The sequence below is a fragment of the Polaromonas jejuensis NBRC 106434 genome, from assembly GCF_001598235.1.
Taxonomy (GTDB): domain Bacteria; phylum Pseudomonadota; class Gammaproteobacteria; order Burkholderiales; family Burkholderiaceae_C; genus Polaromonas; species Polaromonas jejuensis.
Window position 1 is genome coordinate 16,099 of record NZ_BCYO01000005.1, and the last position, 12,443, is coordinate 28,541.

Sequence of the window (12,443 nt, forward strand, 5' to 3'; positions counted from 1 at the left end):
GGGACAGGGAATGGGGTGTCAATCAAGGGTTTCCCGAATGTAAACTTTTGTCCCGTGCCAAGGCAATTGGACATTTTGTCCTATGGCATGATGTCTGTACGGGCGCGCCTGCTGGCGCCCATGTCGTCAACCTGTCGTATTGCGAGGTAAGCCTTATGTCAAGCCTTGGTCAGAGCCATCCAGCGTCTTTGTTGCAAGCCCCGTCGTCACGCCGGGAACGTCATACGGACGATTCGTCCACGGTGGCGCCCAGTGAGATCGCTGTCGGCGTGATCATTGGCCGGGCGTCCGAGTACTTCGACTTCTTTGTCTACGGCATCGCCTCGGTGCTGGTCTTTCCCTCGGTGTTTTTCCCCTTCGAGGCGCGCCTCGAAGGAACGCTGTACGCCTTTGTCATCTTTTCGTTTGCCTTCCTGGCCCGGCCGCTGGGTTCGGTTGCCTTCATGGCCATCCAGCGTCGCTGGGGGCGTGGCGTCAAATTGGGGGGCGCCCTGTTCCTGCTCGGTGTTTCCACGGTGAGCATGTCTTTTTTACCGGGCTACGCCACCTTGGGCGCCGCGTCCATCGTGCTGCTGTCGATCTTGCGCTTCTGTCAGGGCATCGCCTTGGGCGGCTCCTGGGACGGTTTGCCTTCCCTGCTGGCGCTCAGCGCACCGCCCAAGCGCCGGGGTTGGTATGCCATGATCCCGCAGCTGGGTGCGCCTATCGGCTTCATCGTGGCCAGCGGCTTGTTCCTCTACCTGCACGCCAGCCTTTCGACGGCGGATTTCCTGAGTTGGGGCTGGCGCTATCCGTTTTACGTGGCCTTCGCCATCAATGTCGTGGCGCTGTTCGCCCGCCTGCGGCTGGTGTTGACCGACGAGTATGAGCGGCTGCTGAAAAAACATGAACTGGAACCGGCCAACGTCGTCGAGCTGGTCCGGGCACGCGGAAGCAACCTGCTGATAGGCGCTTTTGCGGCGCTGGCCAGCTATGCGCTGTTCCATCTCGTGACCGTTTTTCCCTTGTCCTGGTTCGCCCTCTACTCGACGCAACCCGTCAACGACGTTCTTGTCGTTCAGATCATTGGCGCGGTGATCGCGATTCCGGGCGTCATCGCCTCCGGATGGATCGCCGACCGCATAGGCCGGCGCAGTACGCTGGGCATACTCGCCTGCCTCATCGGGGTTTTCAGCCTGTTCGCACCCCTGCTGCTGGATGGTGGCCCGCTCGGACAGGATGTGTTCATCCTGCTCGGGTTTGCGCTGCTCGGCTTGTCTTACGGCCAGGCCGCGGGTGCCGTGACAGCCAATTTCGAGGCCAAATACCGCTACACCGGCGCCGCGCTCACCTCCGACCTCGCCTGGCTCATTGGGGCCGCCTTCGCACCCCTGGTGGCGCTTGGCCTGTCCGCCCACTTCGGGCTCGCCGCTGTCAGCGTCTACCTGCTCTCGGGGGCGGTGTGCACCTTGGCGGCACTGCGTGTCAACAAGGTACTGGAAATCCGGGACTGACTGGCCGCCCCACCGCGGCGGTGAGCCGCCTGCATCGCGGGTCATGGGCTTGGGACTCGCGTGGGTCGGCGTTCTTCAAGCCTGCGGAGGCGCTTCATGGCGACATGCAGGCGCTCAACGTGGACGCCCGTGCTGACCGCTTGCTGCAAATTTGATAGCTGCTTGCGCCCGTAAAAATTGGGCTGGATGCTCATTTGCGTCCCCAGAATGGCTCCGCTTTGCATGGCCGACCTGAATCCGGGATTTATTGAGTTAAAAGTGGCTATAGCCCAACAGACGCGGGCGCAGGCTGCTATTTATTTGATAGTGGCAGCCGGCCTCATGCCATGCCCGCTTGTTTCCGTCAGCCAGCCGCAAGCCCGTTATCCATAATTAAGAATTCAATTTCGCCCAAAATTCGCCCATCACTGGCCAATGAGCCGCCGCCACAGGAGACAAGACATGAGCAGCTACGCCGAGTTTTACCGCCAGTCCATAGACCAGCCCGATGTCTTCTGGGCCGGGCAGGCCCAACTGATCGACTGGCACAAGCCCTTTGACCGGGTCTGCAATGACGACAAGCCGCCCTTTGTGCACTGGTTTGAGGGCGGGCTGACCAACCTGTGCCACAACGCGGTGGACCGGCACCTGCAGGATAGGGCCGATCAGGCCGCCCTGATTTGCGTGTCTAGCGAAACCCGCCAGGAGAAAACCTATACCTTCCGTCAGCTGCTGGCTGAAGTCCAGCGCATGGCGGCAAGCCTGCAGGCGCTGGGCGTGCAAAAGGGCGATCGCGTGCTGATCTACATGCCCATGATGGCCGAGGCGGCCTTTGCCATGCTGGCCTGCGCGCGCATTGGAGCCATCCACTGTGTGGTGTTTGGCGGTTTTGCCAGCGGCTCGCTGGCCTCGCGCATCGACGATGCTGCGCCCAAGGTGATCGTGAGCGCCGATGCCGGCTCGCGCGGCGGCAAGGTGGTGGCCTACAAGCCGCTGCTGGACGAGGCGATCCGTTTGTCCAGCCACCAACCCGATGCGGTGTTGCTGGCCGATCGCCAGCTGGCCCCCATGGCGCTGGTGGCGGGCCGCGACCATTTGTGGGCCAAGCTGCGCGAAAAGCACTTCGACGCGCAGGTGCCCTGCGAATGGCTGGACTCGACCGCCATCAGCTACACCATCTACACCAGCGGCACCACCGGCAAGCCCAAGGGCGTGCAGCGCGACACCGGGGGTTACGCGGTGGCCCTGGCGGCCAGCATGAAACATATTTTTGATGGCCGGGCCGGCGAAACCTTTTTTTCAACCAGCGATATTGGCTGGGTGGTGGGCCACAGCTACATCGTCTATGGCCCGCTGATCGCCGGCATGGCCACCATCCTGTACGAGGGCCTGCCGACGCAGGGCATGGACGGCCAGCCCGACGGCGCGATCTGGTGGAGCCTGGTCGAAAAGTACAAGGTCACCGGCATGTTCAGCGCGCCCACGGCGGTGCGGGTGCTGAAAAAGCAGGACCCGGCGCTGCTGAAAAAATACGACCTGTCCAGCCTGCGCGCGCTGTTTCTGGCCGGCGAGCCGCTGGACGAACCCACGGCGCGCTGGATCAGCGAGGGCCTGAATGTGCCCATCATCGACAACTACTGGCAAACCGAAAGCGGCTGGCCCATCCTGGCCATTGCCAACGGCATCGAAAAAAAGCCCGGCAGGTTTGGCAGCCCCGGCGTTCCGATGTACGGCTACAAGGTCAAGCTGCTGCATGAATCCACCGGCGAAGAACTGACCCGGCCCGGCGAAAAGGGCGTGGTGGTGCTGGAAGGCCCGACGCCACCCGGCTTCATGCAAACCGTGTGGCAGGATGATGCCCGCTTCGTCAACACCTACTGGAAGACGCTGCCGGGCAAGACGGTTTACAGCACCTTTGACTGGGGCATACGCGACAAGGATGGCTATTACTTCATCCTGGGCCGCACCGACGACGTGATCAACGTGGCGGGCCACCGCCTGGGCACGCGCGAGATCGAGGAAAGCATTTCCGGCCACGCGCAGGTGGCCGAGGTGGCTGTGGTCGGTGTGGCCGATGCGCTGAAGGGGCAGGTCGCCATGGCCTTTGTGGTGCCCAAGGACTCGGGTGTGCTGCATGACAACGCGGCGTCGCTCAAGCTCGAAGGCGAGATCATGAAGCGCGTGGACAGCGACCTGGGTGCGGTGGCGCGGCCGGCCCGCGTCCGCTTTGTGACGGCCCTGCCCAAGACCCGCAGCGGCAAGCTGCTGCGCCGCGCGATTCAGGCGGTTTGCGAGGGCCGCGACGCGGGCGACCTGACGACCATGGACGATCCGGCTGCCCTGCAGCAGATCCGGGATCAGGTCGCCGCCGCGTAAGCGCCATCGCGCCAAGGCCCGAGCCGCCCGCATGGACAACATCGACCTCGAAGTCGCCGCGCAGTGGCTGTCCGCGGGCCTGCGCTGCGAGCTGGTCACGGTGCTCAAGACCTGGGGTTCCAGCCCGCGGCCGCCAGGCTCCATGCTGGCGCTTTGTGAGGATGGGCGGGTGATCGGATCGGTATCGGGCGGCTGCATTGAAGACGACCTGATGGAGCGCGCCCGCCGCGAAGGCCTGAGCCGTGCGCAACCGGCGATCGTGACTTACGGCATGACGGCCGGCGAGGCCTACCGCTTTGGCCTGCCGTGCGGCGGCACGATAGCGCTGGCGATGGAACCCCTGTCGGCCCACAGCCGCATTGGCGAATTGTTGCAGCGCGTGCAAGCCGGCGAGCTGCTGGCCCGACACCTTGACCTGCGCACCGGCGATGTCACGCTCGGCCCGGCCTTGCCCGGCCAGTCCCTGCAGGTTTCGGACGCCGCGCTGGTGACTTTGCACGGCCCGCGCTGGCGGCTGCTGATCATTGGCGCAGGACAGCTGTCGCGCTTCGTGGCGCAGATCGCCCAGGGCATGGACTACGCCGTGACGCTGTGCGATCCGCGCGAGAAATACCGCAATGCATGGCGCGTGCCGGGCGTGGAGCTGGCCACCGGCATGCCCGACGACGTGGTGCGGGCCATGAGGCTGGACGCCCGCAGCGCGGTGATGGCGCTCACGCACGATCCCAAGCTGGATGACATGGTGCTCATGGAAGCCCTGCGCTCGGACGCGTTTTATGTGGGCGCCATCGGCTCGCGGCTTAACAACCAGCGCCGCCGCGAACGCCTGGCCGAACATTTCGGCCTGACGGCCGGGCAACTGGACAAGCTGCATGGCCCGATTGGCCTGTATATCGGCAGCAAGACGCCGCCTGAAATCGCCATCTCGATTCTTGCCGAATTGACGGCGGTGAAAAACGCCGTGGCCTTGCCGCGCGCGATGCGCATCGCCGAGGCCAAGGCGGACGCCGGCTTGACGCCCGGTGGGGAAACGGGTGCGTTGGCCGGCGGGGAAAAACCTGTTTGAGGCTTGAAAGTGCCTACAGCCAATTAGCAACGGGCGCAGCATGCTCTTGATTTGATAGCGGCTTGGCGCCGCAGTTCATGCCTGCCTGATTCCGGGCGGGGCCCCAGGCAAGGGTATTTACGGTGTCGCCCTGGCGGATTCATCGAAACAATATCAACATATTCTTATATTAGAAGTCTCTTATGGAAAAGATGATCCAGGCCAGCGGCCAGGCCGAAAGAGGGCGGGTGTTCGAGCTGGCCGCCGAGCTCTTCGCCGTGCTGGCCACGCCCATGCGGCTGCGCGTGCTGAGCGCCCTGTGCGAGCGCGAAAAATCCGTCAACGAACTGCTGGCGGAAATCGACACGACGCAACCCAATCTGTCGCAGCACCTGGCCGTGCTGTACCGCACCGGCGTGCTGGCCAAGCGCAAGGAAGGCACGCAGGTGATTTACCGCGTGCAAAGCGAAAAGGCGGTGGCGCTGTGCCGCGCCGTGTGCACCCAGATTGCGATTGAGCTCGATGAGCCGGACGCGGTGTCGGCCGCCGAGCGTTTGTCCCCCGCATCCAGCACCCAAGACGCCTGACAAACAAAAACGCTTGAACGGAGACCGGTTGACATGCTGAGTCGCTTCATACAACGCGCGCCGGAGAACTTTCTCACGCGGGCGCAAATACAGGATGTGCGCGCCGGACGCCGGGGCTTTTTGGCCAACGCGCTGGCGGCCGCAGCGGCGGGGGCCGGCGCGGTGGCGGCCGGGCAGGCCACGGCCCAGGAGGGCGCCGGCGACCCCAACATCCTGAATCTGCCCGCACACAGCAAGGGCCTGGGCCAGCCCGTGGCGGCCAGGCCTTACGGCCTGCCCAGCGAGTTTGAAAAAAACCTGCAGCGCCGGGAAAGCCCGGGTTTGACGCGCGTGGGCCAGGGCAGTGTGAGCTTTTGCCCGCTGCAGGGCCTGTTCGGCATCATCACGCCCAGCGGTCTGCACTTCGAGCGCCATCACCAGGGCTGGTGGGACATCGATCCTGGCAAGCACCGCCTCATGGTCAATGGCTCCGACGCGTCCATGCTCAAGCGTCCCATGGTCTTCAGCATGGACGAGCTGATGCGCATGCCCCATGTCAGCCGCATGCACTTCATCGAATGCGGCGCCAACACCGGCATGGAGTGGGGCAATGCCGCCGTGCCCACGGTGCAGTACACCCACGGCATGCTCAGCTGCAGCGAATTCACCGGCGTGCCTCTGCGCGCCATTCTGGAGCTGTGCGGGGTGGACTTCAAGCGCGCCAGGTTCATTCTGGCCGAAGGCGCCGATGGCTCCAGCATGACGCGCACCATTCCCATGAGCCTGATCATGAGCGGCGAGGTGCTGGTGGCCTATGGCCAGAACGGCGAAATGCTGCGCCCCGAAAACGGCTACCCGCTGCGCCTGGTCGTGCCGGGCGTGCAGGGCGTGAGCTGGGTCAAGTACTTGCGGCGCATCGAAGTCGGCGACATGCCCTATGGCACCAAGGACGAAACCATTCACTATGTGGACCTGATGCCCGACGGCACGCACCGCCAGTACACCAGCATCCAGGAAGTCAAGAGTGTGGTCACCTCGCCCAGCGGCGGCCAGGTCTTGCTGCAAAAAGGCTTTCACAACATCACCGGCCTGGCCTGGAGCGGCCGCGGCAGGATCAGGCGCGTGGACGTCTCCACGGATGGCGGCCGCAACTGGAGGCCCGCCCGGCTGGAAGGGCCGGTGCTGGCCAAATGCCTCACGCGCTTCAATGCCGACTTTGTCTGGGACGGCCAAGCCGCCATTTTCCAGAGCCGCGCGGTGGATGAAACCGGGCAGATCCAGCCGACCTATGCGGACCTGCGCAAGGTGCGCGCCTCGCGCAGCATTTATCACAACAACGCCATTCAGTCGTGGTCGCTGGAAGAAAACGGCGAGGTGAAAAATGTCCAGGTCTAAGTCGCTGCTGTGGTCCAAGCCCATCCTCCTGGCCTGCCTGTGCTTGCTGGGTGCCGACGCCAGCCATGCGCAAGGCACGGCAGGCCAGAAAATGGCCGAGTCCTCTGCCGGCAAGCGCGCCGCGCTCATGCGCCTGGGCCGCACGGCCACGCCTGCAGAGATCAAGGCCTGGGACATCGATGTGCGCCCCGATTTCAAGGGCCTGCCCAAGGGCAGGGGAAGCGTTCAGCAGGGCGAGGTCTTGTGGGAGGCCCAATGCGCCTCCTGCCACGGCACGTTTGCCGAATCGTCCGACGTGTTCACGCCGATCGCGGGGGGCGTGACGCCCCAGGACATGAAAAACGGCCGTGTCGACAGCCTGATGCCGGGCGCCAACCAGCCCAACCGCACGACCCTGATGAAGGTCTCCACGCTGTCCACCCTGTGGGACTACATCCACCGGGCCATGCCCTGGAACGCGCCGAAAAGCCTGTCGGCCGACGATGTCTATGCCGTCACCGCCTACATCCTGAACCTGGGCAACATCCTGCCGGCGGACTTCACGCTGTCGGACAGCAATATTCGCGAGGTGCAGGCCCGCCTGCCCAACCGCAATGGCATGAGCACCGCGCATGCCCTGTGGCCGGGCAAGGAGCTGGGCGGCATAGCCAAACCCGATGTGCAGGGATCGGCCTGCATGAGCAACTGCAGGGCAGAAGTCGTGATCAAGAGCTTTTTGCCCGACTATGCGCGCAACGCGCACGGCAATCTGGCCGACCAGTCGCGCCTGGTGGGGCCCAGCCGCGGCATCCGGACCGACAGCCAAGCCATTGCTTCCAACGAGACAGACAAGGCTGCAGCCCAGGCGGCGCGGGCGCAAGCTGCTCCTGAAAAAGAAGCGACCACGGACTCGGTCATGGCGCTGCTGCAAAAGAATGCCTGCGTGGCCTGCCACGGCATGGACAGCAAGCTGGTGGGCCCATCCTTCCGGGATATAGCCAGTAAATATAAGAGCCACGCCGACGCGGTGAACTACCTCTCGGGCAAAATCAGGTCCGGTGGACAAGGTGTTTGGGGCGGGATTCCCATGCCTGCCCAGGCGTTGAGCCCGGCCGAATCCGCGCAGCTGGCCCAGTGGCTGGCGCAAGGAGCCAAGCAATAATTCGCCTCATGGCACGGCCGCAATGCGGTGCACGGGTGAGGCCCTGTTGGGAGAACTACTCTTTCGCTGCCGTGGCTTTCTGGGTTCAATAGCGTTCGATTTTCAAGATATTCAAGTGATATAAAAAAGGAGTTCAAGCATGGAACGTCGTGAATTTTTGGCCAGCAGTTCAAGCGCCACGGCGCTGGCATTGGCGGCGGCCTCGGGTTTGGCACCGGCTCACGCGGAAAATGCGCCGGGCTGGAACAAAGTGGCATTTGAAAGCAAGTCGCTGGCCGATGTCGCCAAAGCCCTGGGCGCCACCAGTGCGCCGCTTGAAAGCAAGGAGCTGGTGCTGCAAGCCCCCGAAATCGCCGAAAACGGCAACGTGGTGCGCGTGGGCGCCCAGAGCAACCTGGCCAACACCGCGCAGATCGCCCTGGTGGTGGAGAAGAACCCGAGTGCACTGGCCGCCCTGTTTGACATCCCGGCCGGCACCGACGCCAGCGTGTCCACCAACCTCAAGATGGGCCAGTCGTCCAATGTCTATGCGCTGGCCAAGGTGGGCGACAAATTCTTTTATGCCGTCAAGGAAGTGAAGGTCACCCTCGGAGGCTGTGGCGGTTGATTCGCCGCCAGGTGCTCTAAACAAAATTTGAAGGACTAAATCATGTCAGATCCCATGCGAATCCGGGCCCAGGCCCAAGGCGATAAAGTCACTGCGCGCGTGCTGGTGAGCCACGAAATGGAAAGCGGCCAGCGCAAGGATGCCGCCGGCAAGATCGTGCCGGCCTGGTTCATCCAGAGCATCAGCGCGACCTGCAACGGCAAGACCGTCATGAGCGCCCAGTGGGGCACGGCCGTCTCCAAGAACCCGTTCGTGCAGTTCAGCTTCAGGGGCGGCAAGGCGGGCGACAAGCTGGCCGTGAGCTGGGTCGACAACCGCGGCGACAAGCGCACCGACGAAGCCGTGATTTCCTGAGGGGCTGGCCCCGCAGCAGCCCCCGGCGCGAAATCCACTCGCGCCCATAACAACCATTGAGGAGACGACACGATGAAATGGACCCTCTTAGGGCTGGCGGCGCTGGCCGCCATGCCCCTGTCTGCGGCTGCCCAGAAAAGCACCGCGGAGGGCATCGCCGAATACCGCGCCATGCTGGCCGACGGCAATCCGGCCGAGCTGTACGAAGCCAAGGGCGAGGCGCTCTGGAAGCAGGCACGCGGCCCCAAAAACGCGTCGCTGGAAAAATGCGACCTGGGCCAGGGCCCGGGCGTGGTGAAGGGCGCTTTTGTCGAGCTGCCGCGTTTTTTTTCGGACACGCAGCGCGTGCAGGACCTGGAGTCCCGCCTGCTGACCTGCATGGAGCAGTTGCAGGGTTTTAACGCCGCCGAGATCGCCAAAACCAGCTTTGGCGCGGGCGAGCAGAAATCCATCGAATCCCTGGTGGCCTATATTTCCGGCGAGTCGCGCGGCATGAACTTCAATGTGCCGCAGACGCATGCCAAGGAAAAGCTGATGTATGAGGTGGGCAAGAAGGTGTTTTACCTGCGCGGCGGACCCTACGATTTCTCCTGCGCGTCCTGCCACGGTGAAGACAACAAGCGCGTGCGCCTGCAAGACCTGCCCAACCTGACCAAACAGCCCGGCGCCAGCACCGGCTTTGGCGCCTGGCCGGCCTACCGTGTCTCCAGCGGCGACCTGTGGAGCATGCAGCGCCGCCTGAACGACTGCTACCGGCAGCAGCGCTTTCCGTTCCCGGGCTACGCCTCGGATGCGACCATCGCGCTGGGCGTCTACATGGGCGTGAACAGCAAGGGCGGTGCTTCCACGGCACCCGCCCTGAAACGCTAAACCCGGCGGGAAGGATGATAGAGATGAACAAGATGCACAAAAAAACCGCCGTGCTGGCTCTTGGCGTGGCCCTTGTCACCTTGCTGGCCAGCTGCGCCGTGGCGCCCAGCGCCCAGCAGGTGGACGAAACCACCCAGCAGGTGCTGAAGAGCTCATTCCGCGAGCAGGGCATTGCCAGGCTGGACCGCCTGGTGATGGATGCGTCCAACCAGGCCTGCTCCGACGCGGCCGGTGGCGCGCTGGACGACAAACTCGCCCAAGCCCTTGAAGCGGCCAACCTGAAGACGGTGAAGCTGCCTTCCGATGGCAAGTTCATTGGCAACTGGAGCGAGGGCGAGAAAATCGCCCAGAACGGCCGTGGCCTGACCTGGAGCGACAAACCCGGCGAAGCCAATGGCGGCAGCTGCTACAACTGCCACCAGATCAGCAAGGAGGAACTCTCCTTCGGCTCGATTGGCCCGAGCCTGTACCACTACGGCAAGCTGCGCGGCGTGAGCGATCCGGCGGCAGAAGCCAGCAAGCCCATCGTGGCGTACACCTGGGGCAAGCTGTGGAATGCCAAGGCCTACAACGCCTGCTCCGGCATGCCCCGCTTCGGCCATGCCGGCATCCTGAGCGAGCAGCAAATCCGCGATGTGATGGCGCTGCTGCTGGACCCGCAATCGCCTGTCAACAAGTAATTGATGGTGTTTCAGGCTGTTTGCCCAGGTAGAACGGGTGCAGCCAGCTATCAAATCAATAGCGAATTCAACATGCGCCTGGCGCGCCAGGCAGGATACCTGACGCCATGAATCTTTCCCGCCGCGAGTTTGCAAGTGTCATGGCGGCCGCGCTGGCCGCCGGTTTCCCGCTGCAGCGCGAGGCCGGCGCGGCCCAGGCCGCAGGCCTTTATGAACTGCCGCGCCGCGGCAATGTGCATCTGCTGCACATGACCGACTGCCATGCCCAGTTGCTGCCGATTTATTTCCGCGAGCCCTCAGTCAACCTCGGCGTGGGCGCGATGGGCGGGCAGGTGCCCCATCTGGTGGGCGAGCATTTGCTGAAGGCGGCCAGCCTGAAGTCCGGCACGGCCGAGGCGCATGCCCTGACCAGCCTGAACTTCGAGCGCGCCGCGCACCAGTACGGCAAGGTCGGTGGCTTTGCGCATCTGGCCACGCTGGTCAGGCGGCTGAAGGCGGGGCGCCCGGGCGCCCTGCTGCTGGATGGCGGCGACACCTGGCAGGGCAGCGCGACCGCGCTCTGGACGCAGGGCCAGGACATGGTCGATGCCGCCAAGCTGCTGGGCGTCGACGTGATGACCGGCCACTGGGATTTCACCTACGGCGAAGAGCGCATCAAGAAAATCGTCGAGCAGGATTTTGCCGGCAAGGTCGACTTTGTGGCGCAGAACGTCCAGACCAGCGACTTTGGCGATCCGGTGTTCAAGCCTTATGTGATCAAGGAGATGAATGGCGTGGCGGTCGCCATCGTCGGCCAGGCCTTTCCCTACACGCCGATTGCCAACCCGGCGTGGCAAACGCCCAACTGGACCTTCGGCATCCGCGAAAGCGAGATGCAGGACACCGTCAACGAGGCCCGCGCCAAGGGCGCCCAGGCCGTGGTGCTGCTGAGCCACAACGGCATGGATGTGGACCTCAAGATGGCCTCGCGCGTCACCGGGATCGACGCCATTCTGGGCGGCCACACGCACGATGGCGTACCGGTGCCGGTGATCGTCAAAAACGCCGGAGGCCAGACCATCGTCACCAATGCGGGCAGCAACGGCAAGTTTCTGGGCGTGCTCGATCTGGACGTCAGGGACAAGAAGGTGGTCGGTTTCAACTACCGCCTGCTGCCGGTGTTCTCCAATCTGCTGCCGGCGGATGCGGCCATGCGCTCATTGATCTCGACGATACGCGCGCCTTACGAGGCCAAGCTGTCGGAAAAGCTGGCGGTGACCGAAGGCACACTCTTTCGCCGCGGCAATTTCAATGGCACGTTTGACCAGGTGATCCTCGACGCCCTGATGGATGTGCGCGGGGCCGAAATCGCTTTTTCTCCCGGCTTCCGCTGGGGCACCTCGCTGCTGCCGGGCCAGGCCATCACCCGCGAGCATGTGATGGACCAGACGGCCATCACCTACCCCTGGACCACCCTCACGGACATGCGCGGCGAGATGATCAAAACCATTCTCGAAGACGTCGGCGACAACCTCTTTAACCCCGATCCTTATTACCAGCAGGGCGGTGACATGGTGCGCGTGGGCGGTCTCACCTACACCTGCGAACCCGGCGCGAGGATGGGCGCGCGCATCCAGAACATGCGCCTGAATGGCCGGCTGATCGAGGCCGACAAGACCTACAAGGTGGCCGGCTGGGCACCCGTGGCGGAAGCCGGCAAAAACGCCGGGCCGCCGGTCTGGGAGGTAGTTGAAAGCTATCTCAAGGCGAAAAAAGTCATCAAGCCCGTCAGGCCCAATACCCCGGATCTGGTCGGTGTGGCGGGCAATCCGGGGCTTGCCTAAGCCGGTTTTTTGGCACTGAATCGATGTAACAGTGCGTTTTTCCGCCGGGCGACATCGGCGCGACCTCACGGCCGAGGTCTTTCGGTGGCACAATCTAGCCTGTTTCTGAAGGCC

General features: G+C 63.7%; 11 protein-coding genes. All 11 read left to right on the forward strand.

From position 1 onward, the window contains the following. Nucleotides 1–155: 155 nt before the first annotated feature. The 11 genes from PJE01S_RS07705 (at nt 156) to soxB (ending at nt 12,329) form a co-directional block, all read left to right on the forward strand. Entirely contained in the window at nt 156–1,493 is a 1,338-nt protein-coding gene (locus tag PJE01S_RS07705; RefSeq protein WP_084389419.1) for an MFS transporter, read from the forward strand. Between the two features lie 414 nt (nt 1,494–1,907). After that, nucleotides 1,908–3,848 carry a propionate--CoA ligase gene (locus PJE01S_RS07710; RefSeq protein ID WP_084389420.1) on the forward strand — a complete coding sequence of 647 codons (1,941 nt, stop codon included), beginning with the start codon at nt 1,908–1,910 and terminating at the stop codon, nt 3,846–3,848. Nucleotides 3,849–3,879: 31 nt separating this feature from the next. Continuing rightward, on the forward strand, nt 3,880–4,914 hold the full coding sequence (locus tag PJE01S_RS07715; protein ID WP_068832588.1) for an XdhC family protein: 1,035 nt from the start codon (nt 3,880–3,882) through the stop codon (nt 4,912–4,914). Nucleotides 4,915–5,096: 182 nt separating this feature from the next. Then, on the forward strand, nt 5,097–5,480 hold the full coding sequence (locus PJE01S_RS07720) for an ArsR/SmtB family transcription factor (RefSeq protein ID WP_068832589.1): 384 nt from the start codon (nt 5,097–5,099) through the stop codon (nt 5,478–5,480). A 33-nt stretch (nt 5,481–5,513) separates the two neighbouring features. Then, nucleotides 5,514–6,854 carry a sulfite dehydrogenase gene (gene soxC / locus PJE01S_RS07725; RefSeq protein WP_068832590.1) on the forward strand — a complete coding sequence of 447 codons (1,341 nt, stop codon included), beginning with the start codon at nt 5,514–5,516 and terminating at the stop codon, nt 6,852–6,854. Continuing rightward, nucleotides 6,841–7,995 (forward strand): c-type cytochrome, encoded by a 1,155-nt coding sequence (locus tag PJE01S_RS07730; protein WP_174548528.1) that lies wholly within the window; start codon nt 6,841–6,843, stop codon nt 7,993–7,995. The genes soxC and PJE01S_RS07730 overlap by 14 nt, the downstream gene beginning before the upstream one ends. Nucleotides 7,996–8,134: 139 nt before the next feature. After that, nucleotides 8,135–8,602, forward strand: a complete 468-nt coding sequence (gene soxY / locus PJE01S_RS07735; protein ID WP_068832591.1) for a thiosulfate oxidation carrier protein SoxY — start codon at nt 8,135–8,137, stop codon at nt 8,600–8,602. Nucleotides 8,603–8,644: 42 nt separating this feature from the next. After that, nucleotides 8,645–8,956: a thiosulfate oxidation carrier complex protein SoxZ gene (soxZ, locus tag PJE01S_RS07740; RefSeq protein ID WP_084389421.1), complete on the forward strand. Its 312-nt coding sequence runs from the start codon at nt 8,645–8,647 to the stop codon at nt 8,954–8,956. A gap of 72 nt (nt 8,957–9,028) precedes the next feature. Continuing rightward, complete coding sequence (gene soxA / locus PJE01S_RS07745; protein WP_068832592.1) at nt 9,029–9,826, forward strand: sulfur oxidation c-type cytochrome SoxA; 798 nt, start codon at nt 9,029–9,031, stop codon at nt 9,824–9,826. Nucleotides 9,827–9,849: 23 nt separating this feature from the next. Next, nucleotides 9,850–10,506 (forward strand): sulfur oxidation c-type cytochrome SoxX, encoded by a 657-nt coding sequence (gene soxX / locus PJE01S_RS07750; RefSeq protein WP_157090262.1) that lies wholly within the window; start codon nt 9,850–9,852, stop codon nt 10,504–10,506. A 107-nt stretch (nt 10,507–10,613) separates the two neighbouring features. Further along, a complete protein-coding gene (gene soxB, locus PJE01S_RS07755) occupies nt 10,614–12,329 on the forward strand; it encodes a thiosulfohydrolase SoxB (protein WP_068832593.1) in 1,716 nt (571 codons plus the stop codon). Nucleotides 12,330–12,443: the final 114 nt, after the last annotated feature.